The organism is Stieleria neptunia, from assembly GCF_007754155.1.
Lineage (GTDB): Bacteria > Planctomycetota > Planctomycetia > Pirellulales > Pirellulaceae > Stieleria > Stieleria neptunia.
In genome coordinates, this window is record NZ_CP037423.1 from 214687 (window position 1) to 232982 (window position 18296).

Below are 18296 nucleotides of genomic sequence, written 5' to 3' on the forward strand. Positions count from 1 at the left end.
AAAAACACCCCGTTTGGCGTCAAAGTAAGTGGCAGTGGGCTCGCGCCCTGCCGCTAAAACCTCCCAAAACGCGGGGAGTCAATGCTTCACGGCGTTGCCTCAACGGCTGTCGGAATCCGCTTTGAGCCGTTTTTCGAAGGTCAGTCCCAGATCGGTGATCTTGGTTCGCAGCGTGCTCCGGGCGATGCCCAATAATTCGCTGGCGTGGGCCTGATTCCCCTCGGCGTGGTTGAGCACCTCGGGAAGCAGGATGCGGTCGATTTCGCTGTGCAATTCGTGATAGACGTTCGGTTGTTCCTGGGACAGCAGATCGTGGATGAAGATGCGAATGTTCTCGGCATCCAGCTCCGACCGATGTTGTTCCGAAGCGTCCGGTTGAAGGTCGCGGCAGGTATCCGGCAAGGAGGAGACCGTCAGCACTTCGCCGACGTTTCGCACCAGCGCGTGCTTCATCGCGCTTTGCAGTTCACGGACGTTGCCCGGCCAGCGGTAGTGTTTCAGCCGCTGCATCGCGTCGGGCGCGATGGAACGAATCTGTTTTTGCATGTCTCGGTTGAGCAGGTGGATAAAGTGTTCGGCGAGCACCGGGATGTCCTCGGGCCGTTCACGCAGCGGCGGCAACTGGATCATGAAGACGCTCATGCGGTAATACAGGTCTTCGCGAAACGTGCCTTCTTTGACCATCTGCAGCAAGTTGCGGTTGGTCGCCGCGATGATTCGGACGTCGACGCGGATGGTTTCGTTGTTGCCGACGCGTTCGAAACTGCCGTCTTGCAGCAGCCGCAGCACCTTGGCTTGGGTTGCCGGAGTCATGTCGCCGATTTCGTCCAGAAAGATGGTGCCGCCGTTGACCTGTTCGAACTTTCCGATGCGGCGTTTGTCGGCGCCGGTGAAGGAACCGCGTTCGTGTCCGAACAGTTCGCTTTCGAGTAAGTTTTCCGGCAGGGCGGCGCAGTTGATGGCCAGGAACGGTCGTTCGGCGCGGCGGCTGTGTTGGTAGATCGCGCGGGCGACCATTTCTTTGCCGGTTCCGCTTTCACCCAAGATCAGCGCATTGACGTCTTGCGGGGCGACCTGGCCGATCAACTTGTAGACTTCTTGCATGGCCTGGGACCGGCCGACGATTTGGTCCGCGGAGGTGTCGCCGTCTGAATCGATCCCGAACTGGGCCGGGGTGCGACTCATCAGACTGACGTCGATGGCGTTTTGGACGGTGGTCAGTAACTTTTCGAATTCGACGGGTTTGAGCAGGTATTCGAATGCGCCCCGCTTCATCGCATCGATCGCGGTTTCAGTCGTCGAATACGCCGTGATGATGATCACGGGGACACGGGCATCGAGGTCGTGGATGATGCTGAAGGCGTCCAACCCGGACATGTCGGGCAACCGCACGTCCAAGATGACGGCATCGGGCTGATGCTCGCGAACGGCCGCGATGCCGCTTTCGGCGGTCGCAGCGGTCACCACTTCCAAGCTGTCTGTTTCGAGACTTTTCTTGAGCGAGTAGCGGAGGTTGGGTTCGTCATCAATGATGATTAATTTCGGCACATTCGATTCCAATGCGGGAAAGGTCCAATGCGGGAAAGGGTTAGCAATGCGCGTTGAGGCGGGGTTGCGAGCCGGTCGGTGGCAACGGCAGGATCACCTTGACGACCGTACCGCCTTGAGGACGATCTTCGGCCAGCAGCTGGCCATCGTGTGCGTCGATGATTCGTTGGGAGATCGCCAAACCGAGCCCCAGACCTGGATCCTTGGTGCTGAAAAACGGCTCAAACATGCGGTCTCGGTCACGCTGGTCGGCGGGCATCCCGCAACCGTTGTCGGCGACGCTCAAGCATACCCACTCGGTCGGCCGATTCGGCGCTGCACTCGGGACATCTTCGTGGCCGATCCGTTCCACCGTAACGGTAATCCTGCCTTCGGTGGGCACCGCATCCAAGGCGTTGAGCAGCAGATTGAGCAACACCTGTCGCAACTGCATGGCGTCGCCGCGGACCTGAGCGGATGCGCAGGGAAGTTGACAGTCGATGCGAATGTCTCGCGTCTCGGCGCGGCCTGTCACCAAGTCCACGGTTTGATGCACGATCGGTGAAAGCTCGACCAGACAGAACTGGGGGTCGGAGGGGCGGGCGAAATCGAGGAACGTTTGCAGCAGACTATCGACCCGCGTGATCTCTTCATCCAGGACGGCGATGTCGGTGGCGTTCAAGCCGGCCGAATCGGGGTTGCGTCGGGCCGATTGCACCAACGTCTTCATGCACATCAGCGGGTTGCGCAATTCGTGTGCCAGACCGGCGGCCAGTTTTCCGACCGCCGCCAACTGGTCCGCCCGGACGATCTCTTGATGCCGTTGATGCAACTGTTCGACGACCGAACCGACACGCGACGAAACGGTTTCGAGCACCCGTTGAAGATCGCGTAGGCTGGGGTCTGCGGAGACCTCGACCGGTCCGACGACGGTTTCGAGCTTGCCCGCGACATCACGGATCGGGACCGACAGCATGAACATGGTTCGATTGATTGCTTGGGCGACACCGTAGCCGGCTTCCAAACCGGCGATGGCACCGCAAATGCCCAAGAAAACCATCACCATGGCCAGCTTCTGGGCCAATCGTTGGTTTTCTTGATTGCTTTGTTCCAGTTCCGACTCGTTGAACTTCAGGTAGTGGTGGGCGGCGACCAAGATTTGCTCGGAAAGCGTTTTTTCTTCCAGCTGATCGACCACCTCGGAGGAGATTTCGGTGTCCGGGTCATCGATCAACTGATGCAGCTGGCCAAAATACTTTTCCAGTCGGTGCGCAAGATCGGCGACGAATCTTTGTTCCTGGTCGGATCCGGAAAGTTGCCGTGCCTTGGACAGCCACTCGTTGGCCGTGCCCTGTTTTTCCGCCGCCCTGACGAGGTAGTTGCGGTCCATCGTCAATAGAAAACGGTCCAGTTCATGTCGCATCTCACGGGCGATCAATTCCAATTCTTCGGCGCATCGAATACTTGCGACGTTGATGTCCAGCAGACGCGAATTCTGTTTCTGAATTTCAATCACGTACCACGCGCCCGAAATGCCCAGACACAACAGGATGCATCCGGTGACGGGCAGAAAGCAACCAATCTTGTCGCGCAGCTTCATGGAATCGGTCTCGTGATGTGCATGAAATCCAGCCAGATCGTCGGGAATTGGAGCGCGGTCGGTTGGTGGTGTGACGTCGATGGAGTGGCTGAAGCAAACCCGGACAGGGTTGATTCCTGCTGGACACGCGACACGTCCGATCGCCCTTTGGCAAACGCCGTGCCCAGGATGCGTTGGATCATTGGTTTGCGACGCTTTTTTGGTTCCGATCCGATTGGGGCAACGCTGTGAAGCATTTTTTCCTGTGGTTCTTAAGGTGTTAGCGGAAGGGCGCGAGCCCTCCGGTTCCGCAACTTTGCCCAAACACCGGAGGGCTCGCGCCCTACCGCTAAAAAATGCCTCACAGCGTTGCGGTTGGGGTTTCCGATCCATTGGTCTCCGATCACCCACCGCGACCCCGATTGTGTTTCCTGGCTCGTCTTGCCTGGCGGGCAGTTCGGCAGGCAGTTCAGCCAGCCAGTACCGCCAGCCAGGGGCGAAAAACAGTCAGCGCGACTGAAAATCGACAATTGAAACAAACATTAGACCGGTTCCGCGTTGCGATCGAGCGTTAAATCGGCGATCGGTCTGCACGTCAGGTGGAATTTCAGTAGGATTGCAGAGGTATTCCAGGGTGCCGTTGGACCAGCCCGAGCGAGTTGGCCCGACCTTTGCTAAGCGAAAACCCGCTTCGACGTGCGCGTGTCGCACGATTACGCGAAAGATTCGTTTCAACATTGATGGAGAACAGCTGGATTATGGATGACTCATCCAACTCGATACTCGCACCGACCAATCTTCTGCGTGACTTCACGGCGTCGATTGTGGTGTTTTTGGTGGCACTTCCGTTGTGCCTGGGGATCGCGCTGGCGTCCGGTGCGCCGTTGTTTTCCGGTCTGATCGCTGGGATCGTCGGCGGGATCGTTGTCGGATCGTTGAGTGGATCGCATACCAGCGTCAGCGGCCCGGCGGCGGGATTGACGGCGGTGGTTGCGGCCCAGATCGCGAACTTGGGCACGTTCGACGCGTTCTTGCTGGCGGTCGTCGTCGGCGGTTTGATCCAAATCGGGTTGGGCATCGCCAAGGCGGGGGCGCTTTCGGCGTTTTTCCCCTCCAGCGTGATCAAGGGTCTGCTGGCTGCGATCGGGGTGATCCTGATCTTGAAACAGATCCCCCACCTGTTCGGTCACGACACCGACCCGGAAGGCGAAATGTCGTTTTCGCAGCCGGATGAACAAAACACGTTCTCAGAACTTTACACGTTGATCGCCGGTGATTTGCATTTTGGTGCCGCCGTGGTGGGACTGCTCTCGCTCGTCCTGCTCTTGATTTGGGATCGGACGAAACCGCTGAAGAACTCGATCGTCCCGGGGCCGTTGGTGGTGGTGTTGGTGGGCGTCGCACTGCAAGCTCTGTTTGCCGGGTTCGGCGGCGGCTGGGTGATCGGCGTGACGCACTTGGTCCAAATTCCGGTGGCGGAAAGCTTCTCGGAGTTCGGCAGTTTTTTGCGGACGCCTGATTTCTCCCAATGGGCCAACCCCGCGGTCTACATCGGCGGTATCACGATCGCCATCGTCGCCTCACTGGAATCGTTGCTGAACTTGGAAGCAACCGACAAGCTCGACACTCAACGCCGAAGTTCTCCGCCCAGTCGCGAGCTATTGGCGCAGGGGTGCGGCAACGTCGCGTCCGGTTTGATCGGTGGTATTCCGGTCACGTCGGTGATTATCCGCAGTAGCGTGAACGTCAACTCCGGTGCCAAGTCAAAGTTATCGGCAGTGTTTCACGGCGTCTTGCTGCTGGTCTGTGTCGGTTTGTTCCCGGTCTATCTGAACATGATTCCGCTGAGCTCGTTGGCGGCGATTTTGTTGGTGACGGGATTCAAACTTGCCAGCCCGCAATTGTTCGCGCAGATGTGGAAGGAGGGTCGTTATCAATTCATCCCGTTCATCTCGACGGTTTTGGCCATCGTGTTGACGGACTTGCTGATCGGCATTCTGATCGGATTGATGATCAGTGTGTTGTTCATCCTCAACAGCAACTTGCGTCGCCCGATCCGCCGGGTCGTCGAGACGCACCTCGATGGCGACATCGTCCACATCGAATTGGCCGATCAAGTCAGCTTTTTAAATCGTGCCGCGTTGGACAAATTGTTTACCAGTTCGGCCCGGGGGACCAAGCTGTTGATCGACGCTTCGGGTTCGGATTACATCGACCCCGACATCCTGAGCCTGATTCGTGACTTCAAGAACAACATCGGACCCGCCCGGGGTGTCAGCGTCAGCCTGCGCGGATTTCGAGAGAAGTATGAACTACACGATGACATCCAGTTCGCGGACTATTCGACACGCGAGCTACAAAGTCGCATCACGCCGGATCAGGTGCTGAAGATTCTGCGGGACGGCAACGAGCGGTTCCGCAGTGGGCACCGCATCACGCGCGATTTCGGTCGTCAGGTGGGCGCGACGGCGACGGGGCAAAGCCCGTTGGCCGTGGTGCTCAGCTGCATCGACTCGCGCGTTCCCGCCGAACTGGTGTTCGATCTCGGCATCGGCGACATCTTCAGCGTGCGGGTTGCCGGCAACATCATCGGCACCAAGTCGTTGGGGAGCATGGAATACGGCGTCGCGGTCGCCGGCGCGAAACTGGTCGTGGTGCTCGGTCATACCCGCTGCGGCGCGGTCACGTCGTCGGTGGAGCTGTTCGAAGATGGAGCGGATGTCGAGCAGGCCAGTGGTTGCGGCCACCTGCACTCCATCGTGACGGAGATCCAGCAAGTGATCGATCCCGACGAGTGTCGTGGCATCAGCAGCATGACACCGGAGGCCAAGGACGCCTGTATCGACGCGGTCGCGCGGAAAAACGTGCAACGAACGGTCCGCGAGATCATGGACCGCAGCCAGGCCATCCGCCAAGCGGTCGAAACCGGCGAAGCGATGGTCGTCGGTGCGCTGTATGATGTCAAAACCGGCGAAATTGATTTCATGACGGACCACGCGGCCGCTTCGCACGCATCGCGCCAAGCAAACGTCTAGCGCTTCGTCAACTTTTAAACTGAGGGTGCCGCGGAGAAGGGGTCAGGTACCCAAAACCAAATCGCTCGCAGGGTGCTTCGCATTTTTGTTACCTGACCCCTTTTCCGCTCGACATCCCGAGCTGCGGCATCACCCGAAGTGGTCATGCCCAGCGGTGTGTTTGCGCGTGTGCGTTGGGGCCGAGATCATGATCGGACGCAGGAAGCTGGATGCATACCAACGAAATCTTGACGAGCTTCACGCTGGCGGCAGCGCTGGGCGTGTGCCTGTTCACGGTGGCGTCCTACCTGCGGACCTCGCCGATCGTCCTGTTGCTTGTCGGCGGGGTGGTGGCCGGTCCCGAGGTGCTGGGGCTGGTGCATCCCGATGCGCTCGGCGATGGACTTCGGACGATCGTCTCGCTGGCCGTCGCGATCATCCTGTTCGAAGGCGGCTTGACGCTCGATCTGCGCGGATACCGGACCGTCAGTCAGGAAATCTGCCGGGTGTTGACGATCGGTGTGCTGGTCACCTGGATCGGAACCGCCGTCCTGTTGCGATTGATCTTTGGGTTTGACATCGCCTTCTGCGTGCTCGCGGCCAGTCTGGTGATCGTGACCGGTCCCACCGTGATCGGCCCGTTGCTGCATCGGATTCGGGTCCAGTCCAAACTGCATCACATTCTTCACTGGGAGGGCGTACTGATCGATCCGATCGGCGTCTTCCTGGCGCTGTTGAGTTTCGAGTTCTACGTGAGTACCGATGGCACGCAACAGTTGGTCGTCAAAGACTTTCTGCTGCGGTTTGCGGTCGGCGTGGTGTTCGGGATCGCGTTCGGTTTTCTGATGGATTTGTTGTTGCGACGGCAATGGATCAGCAAGGGACAAACCAACATCTTCGTCCTGGCGATGGCGATGTTGAACTTTGCCGTCGCTGATCTGGCGATCGGCGAGAGCGGGTTGTTGAGCGTGACGGTGGCCGGTCTGGTTCTCGGCAGCCGCAAGACGCCGCAGTTGCGCGAGATTGTCAGCTACAAGATTGAACTGAAAGATTTTGCGATCGGATTGTTGTTTGTTTTGCTGGCCGCCAACCTGGAATTGCGTGCGTTCATCGAGTTCGGCTGGAATCTGATTCTCGCCGTCACGGGGATCATGCTGATCGTCAGGCCGCTGAACATCTTTCTTTCGACCGGTCAAAGTATCCTGACGTTGAAAGAGAAATTGTTCCTGTGTTGGATCGCCCCCCGCGGGATCGTGGCCGCATCGATGGCGTCGGTTTTCGCGTTGGAATTGCGTCGACGCGGCATTGAAAACGCGGTCTTTCTCGAATCCTTCACGTACTCGGTCATCGCCGGGACGGTCGTGGTACAGGGGTTCACGGCGGGATCGGTCGGACGGTGGCTGGGTGTTGTCCGTCCGGTGCCCACCGGGTGGATCATCGTCGGGGCGCATGCACTGGGGCGTGAAGTCGCAAAGTTCTTTACCCGGCACGGCGTGGATGTCGTGTTGATCGACACCAACGCTCGCGAGGTGCGGGCGGCCGAACGCGACGGATTGATCGCCATCAATGAAGACGCCATGCAAGTGAATCCGGAAAAGCATGCCGCGTTCTACCGATGCGGGAATCTACTGGCACTGACGGCAAACGCCGATTTAAACCGGATGCTGTGTCGCCGTTGGTCGGAATTGCTGGAGGAGGCGACGTTGTTTCGCTGGGAGAAGTCCGGCTATCAAACGGCGAACCATGAACACCTGCTGGTCGGACGGCGGATCTGGACCGAATTGCCACTGAATCATTGGATGCATCCCAACAGTGAATCGCCGCCATTGGACATCCGCCTGCGCGCGACGGACGCGTTACCCGAGCCCGAGAACGTCTTGATCACGGTGCGCGATGGCAGAGTGGTGCCCGGGGACGCTCGTGAGCTTCATGACGACGATGTTGAATGGTTGGTGTACGATCCCCGCGGGGAACAGGAGACCAGTGTCCTTCCGCTCATCCAAGAGAACGTCATTTTTACCTCGCAAACCGATCTCCGCGAGCTCTATCGCGAGATGCTGCTTCAGCTGCGAAATCAGTTGCCCGGCATCGACGCGGAGCAGATGCTGGTCGAGATCTGGAGACACGAAGAGGACTACACCAGCTTGCTCGGGCACGGGATCGCGTTGCCGCACACTTGGTCCAGCGCCGTCGATCGCGCAACCTTGATGGTCGCACGTCCGACGAGTCCATTGTTCTGTCCGCTGACCGAGTTGCCGATCGAAATTGTGTTCATGTTGCTCAGCCCCGCCGGCCAGCCCGACGAACACCTGGCCTGTCTCTCCTACATCGCGCGGTTGATCGGTACGCAGTCGCAGCGGGAACGCATTCTCGCCGCCGCCGACCCCGCCGAGTTGCATCGGCTGATCGTCCGCAGTTGAACCGTTTGCAGTTGCGGAAAGGCGGTTCATCGTCGATGGAAAAAGGTAAACTGAACGGATGGACGGATCGCCAGTGCGTCCCTGGTGTGCCATTGAAGAGACGACAGCATTATTTCCACGAGCGCCCGACATGAACTATTTTGATAACACGAAAATCCTGGCACCCTACGACTTTTCCGAGTTCTCTCGGGCGGCCGTGGAAACGGCGATCAAGATCGCGGGAAAAAACGAGAACGTCACCGTCTTACACGTCGTCGATCCGTCGCCACTGTATGGGTATTCCGGCGACATGGCGCTAGAACTGGGCGCCGGGCGCGTGTTGGGGGTGCCCGATGTCGATTTGGCCAGCGAGATCGACGATCAACATGAAAAAAAGGCGCTCGAGTCGCTGAAGAACGAGTTCAGTGACGGCCGCCATCAAGGGTTGAATTTTGACACCGCCGTCAACGAAGCCGCCCACGGGATCACCGAGTATGCCGAACACCACGCGTTCGGTTTGATCGTCTTGCCATCACACGGCCGCACCGGTGTGAAACGTCTGCTAATCGGTTCCACCGCCGAACGCGTCGCGCGGCTGGCGCACTGTCCGGTCCTGGTGCTGCGGGAGTGAATCGGGACGTTTGCGGCGAACAACCACCACGCCATGGGTGCATCTTTCAACCAACGGTTGTGCGTTCGAGTTCCGGCACGGCCCAGGCGATGCCCGACGGCCCGTTGGCATGCACTACTGGATCGTCTAGCGGTAAACGTCATGCGTCGGTCATCCGTCTGATTGGATCGCGGAGTCAAACCGGCGGGTTGCAGTGCGACGCTGGAAGCGTCAGCCTGAAGACAGCCCCGAGTGCCCGATTTAAATGAACCCACGGATGGCAGAGCGAACCCACGGATGAAAAGCAGCCTGGGATCCGTGGGTTCGCTCTGCCATCCGTGGGTGTGATCCATTGCTGTGGTATCGGAGATCGTCTGTTCGATCGATCCAGGGAAGCCGATTGCCAGATGGTCCATGGCTCTCTCGCATGACATCTACCGATAGACGCTGTACTACGCGTTAGGACACTTGCGTGTTGAGATCACCGCAGGCGGGCGTCGAGTGAAACGGCACAGGCGCAGGCCCGCTGAACGGCACCAACTCGCTTCGCTGGATGGCCACGTCGCGGGGCGCGTCGATGCCGATCCGCACTCGGCCGCCGGAGATATTTGAAACCTTGATAATGATGTCGGATCCGATTTGAATCGATTCGCCGATCTTGCGAGTGAGCACTAACATCGTCCATCCTTGAGAAGATTGTGGGGCGCTGCCCACCAGTGCGTCGGGCACCGCGGCAGATGAACTTTCATGGTTTGCAAATCTTGAGCCAATCGTCCCATTTTGGCAAAAGTTTCCGCGGATAACGGGAAATCCTGACCGTGGTGACGTTTTTCGGCACCCTGGCGCGCCCGATCCATTTGCAAGCATCGGTTGTTTTGACTGCAGCCGACTGCAGGGGGCAGAAAAAGTTTGCCGGTTTGGCAGGATTCTTTCCAACGCCGCCCCGATCACGTTCGTTTGTCGTGGAACCGTTTCCGGCCGCCGGCTTCCGACCACCGGCGAGTGCCTGGTCCAAGTCAGAAATGAGGCCCCCGGCGGTAGCGGAAGTCGTCACGACTTACGGTCTCACGTTACAATGGCTTGGTTGCGATTTCCAACGTGACTGACTGGATCAAGGTTGAAGGGGGGCCGCGGTCGTCGCCCAGTCCACGTTCTGGGGCATGTGTCGATTTCCTCGCGAATGCATGACGTCAATGTGTTGCATGACCGTCGCGTCCCGTTTCCAAGTGTGATCAAACCTGATGAGGCATCTCGTGCAATTTCGGATTCTGGTGACGTTGGTCTGCGTGGCGTTTGTTGGGCCGGTCTCACTTGCCGCCGATCGCGTCGAACGTGGCTTGCTGGTGCGATACGACTTCAGCGAAGACGACGGGCAGACGATTGTCGATCGCGGCGGCGTCGGCAAGCCGCTGAACTTGGTGATCGATCGATCCAGTCGGGTGCGACGGTCCGGCGGGGCACTGGTGGTGGAATCGTCCTCGTCGATCGCGTCGACCGAGCCGGCCACGAAAATCATCGCTGCGGTCAAGAAGTCCAATGCGATCAGCGTCGAAGCCTGGCTGAAACCGGCCAATCGATCCCAAGCCGGCCCGGCCCGGATCGTTTCCATCTCCGCCGACACCAGCAATCGCAATCTGACCCTGGGCCAAGACAAGGATCTTTACGATGTCCGGCTGCGAGCGACCGGCAGCGACAACAACGGATTGCCATCAACGAGTAGTCCCAAGCGGTCCCTGCAAACAAGGTTGACGCATGTCGTGTTCACCCGCGATGCGAGGGGCAAGGCGTTGATTTATCTGGATGGGAAACGCGTGGCCAGCAAGACGGTCAAGGGAAACTTTCGCAATTGGGACAATCGGCAGCGTTTGTTTCTGGCCAATGAAGCGACAAAGGATCGCCCCTGGTTAGGCGAGCTGCATCGGGTGGCCATCTACGACCGGGCGCTCACGGACAAAGACGTCCAGCAGAACTTCGCAGCCGGAAGCCGTGCCGAAGCGGCGTCAGCGAAGGAACGCATGGTCGACGCCAACATCCGGCTGTTCGATCGACACGTCGCGCCGCTGTTTGCAAAGCATTGCTTGGAATGTCACGACGCGGCGATCAAGCAGGGCGAACTGGATCTGTCCCACAAGGCGTCCGCCGTGGCCGGGGGCGAAAGCGGCAAGGTGGTTGTGCCGGGCAACGCGTCACAGAGTCTGCTGTGGGAATTGGTTTCCTCGGATGACATGCCGAAAGATCGCCCACCGCTGTCATCCGACGAAAAGGACTCGCTGCGAAAGTGGATCGACTCCGGTGCGACGTGGCCCGTCGATGCGATCGATCCGGCGGTCTATCTAAACGAAGGGCAGGCGGGTGAGGTCTGGTTGCAGCGGCTGACCGTGAACGAGTACATCGCCACGGTCCGCAGCGCCGTCGGCGTCGAGATCGCCACGGAGGCTCGTCAGATTCTGCCGCCGGACTTGCGGGCCGATGGCTTCAACAACACCGCCTACAATTTGAACATCGATTTAAAACACGTCGAAGCCTACAACAAGTTGGCGGAAATCATCGTCGGCCGGATGGACATCCTGGAGTTTGCCGGGCGGTTCTCCAAAAGTCGTAAACTTTCCACCGATGACACGATGCGCGATCACGTCGCGGCGATGGGCAAATGGTTGCTGCGGGGACCGCTGGACGACCAGGAGATCAACAAGTACAGCGGGATCGCGACGACGGTCGCCAGCGCCGGTGGTGATTTCAAGGAAGCGATCGGCTACATCGTGCAAGCCATGCTGCAATCGCCGCGGTTCGTCTATCGCATCGAATACCAGCACGGTGACGGCAGTTCGCGGCCCGTGGATGACTATGAACTGGCGTCGCGGATCAGCTACATCTTGTGGGGAGCGCCGCCGGACGAAGCGTTATTGCGGGCGGCGGACAAGGGCGAATTGTCGGACCGAAACGTGGTCGAATCCCATGTCCAACGAATGCTCAACGATCCGCGCACGATGGATCGTTCGCAGGAGTTTGTTTCCCAGTGGTTGAACCTGGGACGCTTGGCCAATTTGCGGCCCAATGCCAAAACATTTCCGAACTGGGACGCGCAGTTGGCCGCGGACATGCAACAGGAAACATTGGCCTATTTTAAAGAGGTGGTCTGGACACAGAATCGACCGCTGTCGGATCTGTTGAACACCCAAGTCACCTTTGCCACACCGGCCCTGGCGCGGCATTACGGCATCAAACCGACCGGCAAGCAGACCGCTCGATACGATCTGTCAAAGGTTCCCAGCCGCGGCGGCTTGCTGACCCAAGCGAGTGTCTTGACGATCGGCGGAGATGAAGCGTCGATGGTTTCCCGCGGTCTGTTTGTGTTGAACGATTTGCTGCGAGGCACGATCAACGCGCCTCCGCCCTGCGTCAACACCGTTCCGCCGCCGACCAAAACGGGGCTGACCCAGCGCGGGATCGCGGAGAGTCGAATCGCGGACAACAAGTGCGGGGTTTGCCACACGCGTTTCGAACCGCTGGCGTTCGGACTGGAAAAGTTCGACGGCATCGGTGCGTACCACGAAACCGACGAACACGGCAACAAGCTTCGCGACGACGGCGAAGTGCTGTTTCCAGGCACGGCGAAACCGGTCGCCTATCAGAATTCGGCCGAGTTGATGGATCTGTTGGCGACCAGCGAGCGGGTGCGGCAAAGTTTGACCTGGAAAGTGACACAGTTCGCGCTGGGCAGACCGCTGGTTGCCGAAGATGCCCCGATTGTCGCCAAGATCCACCAAGCGGCGCAACAAGCCGGCGGAACCTACGCCGATTTGATCACCGCGATTGTGATGAGTGATCTGGTTCAGCGGGCCAGAACCGAAGCGATCCAGTAGCACCAAAACAAACCGATTTCGGGAGAACAGGCTGATGAACAGGAAACCAATCGACCGCCGCACCATGCTGAAAGGTGTCGCGCTCCAAGGCGCCGGGGCGGTCACGATCGGGTTGCCGTTGTTGGAGGAGATGACGCTGACGAAGGCGATGGCTGCCGAGCAGGTGGATGTTCCGGTCCGGGCCTTCAATGTCTTTTTCGGACTCGGCATTCCCGCACCGCTGCAGCAAGAAGGATTTGACGGAGTGCTGGAGCCGCTCCAACCGCTGAGCAAAAAATTGCTGATCATGCGTGGCGTCGATCAGTTGCGCGCTGACGAGAAAGGCATCAACGCGCACTACGACGGGGCGACCGCGGCGTTCACCGCCGAGCCGCCCGATGGTGAAGCGAAGGCCGGTGGCGCTTCGATCGATCAAGTGATTCGTCGCAACCACTATCGCGACGGCATGCCGGCCGGCATGGTGCCCACGCTGGTCGCCGGCACGTTCTTTCGCCGCAGCCGGATCGGTCGCTACGTTCACAGCTACAACGCCGACGGGACGGTCGCCGCGACGATGCAGGAGAAACCGCGGGATTTGTTCGAACGCGTGTTCGGCACCATCGGTGCGACGGGCGACGATCCCAACGAACGACGCGACCGTCTGAAACGAAGCGTGCTCGATGCGGTGGTCGACCAGTACAAGTTCTACACCGGAGCCAACTCGCCACTCGGGTCCACTTCCAAGGCACGGATCGCCGAGCACCTGGACCGGATTCGTGAATTCGAACAGCGGGCGTATGCGATGAAGGGCAAAGTCGCCGGCGCGCCTCCGTTGCCGGCGCGGTCAAAAATACTGCATGGCGGATCGGCCGATCCGGGTGGCGAAGGGATCGACATCACCTTGGACGAACTCTCGTCGGAATGGCGTCTGATGGCCGATCTGTACGCGTTGGCGATTCAAACCGATCGCACGCGGTTCGGCGCGCTGACGTTCTTGGCCGCCGGCGAGCGGATTCGTTTGAAGGGAGATTACGAATACGACGGACGAAAGGTGTTTCAGTTCGACGACGAAGGGCAACATAAAAAGTCCGGCTCGGCGGGCTGTAGCCACGAGTGGTGGCATCAGTTCAAGGAAAACAAAAAGAACGAAGCGCTGCGTGCCCACGCGCACCTGAAGATGCGCGAGGTCGCCTACTTCCTCAGCCGGCTCGATACCACGGATTCGATCGACGCCAACGGCAAGACGATTTTGGAAAACTCGCTGATCACGATTTCCACCGAGTCCGGCGACGGACGCCACAACGACGTCAAACGGGAACTCTCCGGCGTCTTTCATGCGATCAGCGGTGCCGGAGGCCGCTTCAAAACCGGCCAAATCTTGGACGTGGGCGCCGAGGGGGTCGATGTCTACAACACGATGCTGACCGCGATGGGGTGCAACGATCGCCTTGGACCCCAGAAACGTGACGCGAGAGCCGTGGATGCGATTCGTGCCTAGTGCCTTGTCAGCTTTCAATTTTCGAGCCTGCGTTTGTCGAGCGGAAAAGGGGTCAGGTACCAAAAACCAAATGGCCCGCAGGGTGCTTCGCATTTTTGGTGCCTGACCCCTTTTCCGCGGTACCCTAAGTATAAAAGTTGACGAAGCACTAGTGCTTTGTCTCGATTTGAATCGAGGGTGGTGTTGGTCGAGCGAAGGTAGACCAGGCTGCAACTTGCGGAACGATGAAAGGATGACTGGGCCCACGGATGGCAGCGCGAACCCACGGATTTTTTGCAGCCTGTCATCCGTGGGTTCGCGCTGCTATCGGCGGGTCTTCTTTTCCATGGTTAGCCCGGTGGAATCGCTGCCGCATTCGAGGATGAAACCGGCGCTAGGGCATGGCAACGCGGATTGAACCGCGATAGCCGGGTGACCGGCTTGACTGATCCCCCGTCGCCCGATCTGTTGCAGGCCGTTTGCGACGAGTGGGATGCCGCAACAGTCTGCACGCACTCCACCTGGCCGGCTGCGGTCTGGCCGGCTGCGGTCTACTCGTCCACGAGATGATGACAGCCAATCAAAGGGACCCGCATGACAGATGAGCGCCAGCCAACCCCTGTGTTTTCCCTCCATGATCGCGCTGCGGGCGTCCTGTTGCACGTCACCTCGCTGCCGTCACGCTACGGCATCGGCGACTTCGGTCCCGAGTCGCGGGCTTGGATCGACTGGCTCCACGACGCCGGACAAACCTGTTGGCAAGTCTTGCCGCTGGGGCCGATCGGGTGTGGTTACTCGCCGTATTCTTCGCTCTCGTCCTTCGCCGGCAACTGGCTGATGATCAGCCCCGACGATCTGGTCGCCGACGGACTGTTGCGGGCCGAGGATCAGGCCGCCGAATTCAGCCCCGATCCGGCCGGCTCGGAGACGTTGGTCGACTACGACGCCGTCATCGCCCTCAAACAGCGGTTGCTCTCGACGGTCTGGACCAACTTTCGCGGCGGTGCCGGTGAGGCGGAACTGCGACCGGCTTACGAACAATTCTGTCAGGCTGCCGCACACTGGCTGGACGATTTCGCGATGTTCAGCGTGCTGCGTGATCGGCACGGCGAACATTACCTGCAGTGGCCGAGTGAACTGGTTCATCGAGATCCGAGCGCGTTGGCCCAAGCCGAAAGCGATCTGGCGACCGAAATCGATCAGGTTCGCTTTTCGCAGTTCCTGGTGTTCCGCCAGATCGGCCGACTGAAAGCCTATGCCCATGCCAAGGGCGTGCGATTGATCGGTGACTTGCCGTTCTTCGTCTCAGCCGACTCGAGCGACGTGTGGGCCAACCCGGAAATGTTCTTGCTGGACGAACAGCGTCAACCGCGTCAGGTCGCCGGAGTCCCGCCCGACTACTTCAGCGCCGATGGCCAGCTGTGGGGGAATCCGGTTTACGACTGGCCGGCGCTGCGGGCGACCGGTTACCGCTGGTACATCGATCGTGTCCGCGCGTTGCTCGCCCAAGTGGATCTGGTGCGTCTGGATCACTTTCGCGGATTCGCGGCCGCCTGGCACGTGCCCGCCGGGGCGCCGACGGCACTCAGCGGGGAGTGGGAGCCCGGTCCGGCCGGCGATTTCTTTCGCGCCCTGCAAACGGATCTGGGGGCACTGCCGTTCATCGCCGAAGATTTAGGATTGATCACGCCGGATGTGAACGAGCTGCGCGACCAGTTTGATCTGCCCGGCACCCGCGTCCTGCAGTTCGCCTTTGACGGCACGCCCGACAATCCGTACCTGCCGGAAAACTACGAGACCAACTCGGTGGTGTACACCGGGACGCACGACAACAACACGACGCGGGGTTGGTTCGAATCGCTCACCGAGGACGAGCAAGAAACGGTTTGCAGCACCCTCGACAAACCCGGTCTCGACGGTGAAGCAGCCAATGCCGAACTGCTGCGTCTGGCCTGGTCCTCGTCGGCGAACCTGGCGATCGCTCCGCTGCAAGATCTGTTAGGCTTGGGCGAAGACGCCCGCATGAATGTGCCGGGAACGACGCAAGGAAACTGGCGCTGGCGCGCGACTCCATCGATGCTGTCCGAATCAGCCTGCCAGCGGTTGCGAGATTTGACGGAAGCCTGCAATCGATCGCGTTGACGGGGTGTTCGCGATTGGCGTCCCTTGGCGGTCGATGACCTTGTTCGGCCATTTGGGCTGAATCCGACATTGCATCCAGGAACACCGATCGCATGAACGCACTGCTACCGCGCGACCCGCACAATCAACAGCTTGAAGCGAACGTTCATCCGCCGACATGGATCAACCCGACACCCGGTGGTCCGTATCACCTGGTCGTGATTGGTGCGGGGACCGCCGGTTTGGTGACCGCCGCCGGCGCTGCGGGTTTGGGGGCACGTGTGGCACTGATCGAACGCGACCTGATGGGGGGTGATTGTTTGAACGTCGGCTGTGTTCCGTCCAAGGGCGTGATCAGTTCGGCACGGATCGCCGCCACGGTGAAGCAGGCATCGAACTATGGCGTCCATGTGCCCGCTGGGGCGGAGGTTGATTTTGCAGGAGTGATGCAGCGGATGCGCCGGCTGCGCGCCGGCATCAGCCGTAACGATGCGGCGGAGCGTTTTCGCGATCTCGGAGTCGACGTCTACTTCGGCCAAGCCAGTTTTGTTGACTCTGAAACCATCGACGTCGCCGGCACCAAGCTGCAGTACAAGCGGGCCGTCATCGCGACCGGGGCACGAGCCGCGGCGCCGCCGATCGATGGACTCGATGACGTCGACTATCTGACCAACGAGTCGGTGTTTTCGCTGACCGAGCTTCCGCGGCGATTGGGGATCATCGGTGCCGGCCCGATCGGATGCGAGATGGCGCAGTCGTTCGCCCAACTCGGATCGGACGTCTTGTTGGTCGAATCCGAACACGGCATCCTGACCAAAGAGGATCGCGACGCGGCCGAGATCGTTCAAACGGCGCTTCAGCGTGACGGGGTGCAATTGCTGTGTTGCGGTCGTGATCTGAAGCTCAAGCACGACGGAACGATCCGGATGGCCGTCGATTCGCACGACAAACACTACGACGAGCCGATCGACCAGTTGCTGGTCGCCGTCGGTCGCGCACCGAACGTGGAAAATTTGAACCTGGAAGCGGTCGGTGTTGAGTTTGATCGGAAAGGCGTTCGCGTGAACGATCAGCTGCAGACGACCCATCCGCGTATTTTTGCCGCCGGCGATGTGTGTTCGAAGTATCAGTTCACGCACGCAGCCGATTTCATGGCCCGGATCGTGATCCAAAATGCCCTGTTTGCCGTCGGTCCGTTTGGCAAAAAGAGGGTCAGCGACTTGGTCATTCCCTGGGCCACCTACACGTCACCGGAGATCGCCCACGTCGGCCTGTATGAACAGGACGCCGAGCAAGCGGGGATCGAAATCGACACCTACGTCCAGCATTTCAGCGACGTCGATCGCGCGATCCTGGAAGGCGAAGAAGAGGGCTTTGTGAAAGTCCACACCAAGAAGGGAACGGGCAAAATCGTTGGGGCGACGATCGTCGCGAAAAACGCGGGCGACATGATTTCCGAGATCACGCTGGCGATGGTCAACGAGGTGGGGCTGGGAAAGATCGCCAGTGTCATCCACCCCTATCCGACGCAAGCGGAAGCGATTCGCAAGTTGGGGGACCAATACAATCGGACGCGATTGACGCCGACCAGCAAAACGGTGCTGGGGTTGTTGCGTCGGTGGAATGTGGGAAAGTAAAACGGTTGATCGGCGGACGCGGCAGCTCCATCGTCATTGGACCAATGGCCCATCGTTCCCCGATACCATTCCCCCACACTCGTCAAAGGA

The 18296-nt window shown here is 59.6% G+C and carries 10 protein-coding genes; 7 read left to right on the forward strand and 3 right to left on the reverse strand.

Annotated elements, in window-relative coordinates; translation table 11 throughout:
• Positions 1 to 99 precede the first annotated feature (99 nt).
• Both Enr13x_RS00855 and Enr13x_RS00860 read right to left on the reverse strand, forming a co-directional pair.
• Positions 100 to 1548 carry a sigma-54-dependent transcriptional regulator gene (locus Enr13x_RS00855; RefSeq protein ID WP_231744025.1) on the reverse strand — a complete coding sequence of 483 codons (1449 nt, stop codon included), beginning with the start codon at positions 1546 to 1548 and terminating at the stop codon, positions 100 to 102.
• 40 nt (positions 1549 to 1588) lie between these two features.
• Positions 1589 to 3127, reverse strand: a complete 1539-nt coding sequence (locus tag Enr13x_RS00860; RefSeq protein ID WP_197455681.1) for an ATP-binding protein — start codon at positions 3125 to 3127, stop codon at positions 1589 to 1591.
• 737 nt (positions 3128 to 3864) lie between these two features.
• Here Enr13x_RS00860 and Enr13x_RS00865 point away from each other — a divergent pair.
• The 3 genes from Enr13x_RS00865 to Enr13x_RS00875 all read left to right on the forward strand — a co-directional run bounded on the left by Enr13x_RS00865 (position 3865) and on the right by Enr13x_RS00875 (position 9150).
• Complete coding sequence (locus Enr13x_RS00865) at positions 3865 to 6141, forward strand: SulP family inorganic anion transporter (RefSeq protein ID WP_145384240.1); 2277 nt, start codon at positions 3865 to 3867, stop codon at positions 6139 to 6141.
• Between the two features lie 209 nt (positions 6142 to 6350).
• A complete protein-coding gene (locus Enr13x_RS00870) occupies positions 6351 to 8540 on the forward strand; it encodes a cation:proton antiporter domain-containing protein (RefSeq protein ID WP_145384242.1) in 2190 nt (729 codons plus the stop codon).
• A 130-nt stretch (positions 8541 to 8670) separates the two neighbouring features.
• Positions 8671 to 9150 carry a universal stress protein gene (locus Enr13x_RS00875; protein ID WP_145384244.1) on the forward strand — a complete coding sequence of 160 codons (480 nt, stop codon included), beginning with the start codon at positions 8671 to 8673 and terminating at the stop codon, positions 9148 to 9150.
• Between the two features lie 438 nt (positions 9151 to 9588).
• Here the strand turns inward: Enr13x_RS00875 and Enr13x_RS00880 are convergent, their stop codons facing one another.
• Positions 9589 to 9807 (reverse strand): carbon storage regulator, encoded by a 219-nt coding sequence (locus Enr13x_RS00880; protein WP_145384246.1) that lies wholly within the window; start codon positions 9805 to 9807, stop codon positions 9589 to 9591.
• Positions 9808 to 10382: 575 nt separating this feature from the next.
• Here Enr13x_RS00880 and Enr13x_RS00885 point away from each other — a divergent pair.
• From Enr13x_RS00885 to Enr13x_RS00900, 4 genes are all read left to right on the forward strand, one after another.
• Positions 10383 to 12992, forward strand: coding sequence for a DUF1592 domain-containing protein (locus tag Enr13x_RS00885; protein ID WP_197455682.1), 2610 nt, complete (start codon positions 10383 to 10385; stop codon positions 12990 to 12992).
• Between the two features lie 34 nt (positions 12993 to 13026).
• Positions 13027 to 14469 carry a DUF1552 domain-containing protein gene (locus tag Enr13x_RS00890; protein WP_145384250.1) on the forward strand — a complete coding sequence of 481 codons (1443 nt, stop codon included), beginning with the start codon at positions 13027 to 13029 and terminating at the stop codon, positions 14467 to 14469.
• Positions 14470 to 15042: 573 nt separating this feature from the next.
• Complete coding sequence (malQ, locus tag Enr13x_RS00895) at positions 15043 to 16590, forward strand: 4-alpha-glucanotransferase (protein WP_145384252.1); 1548 nt, start codon at positions 15043 to 15045, stop codon at positions 16588 to 16590.
• 92 nt (positions 16591 to 16682) lie between these two features.
• Positions 16683 to 18206, forward strand: coding sequence for a mercuric reductase (locus tag Enr13x_RS00900; protein WP_145384254.1), 1524 nt, complete (start codon positions 16683 to 16685; stop codon positions 18204 to 18206).
• The last annotated feature ends 90 nt before the right edge of the window (positions 18207 to 18296 follow it).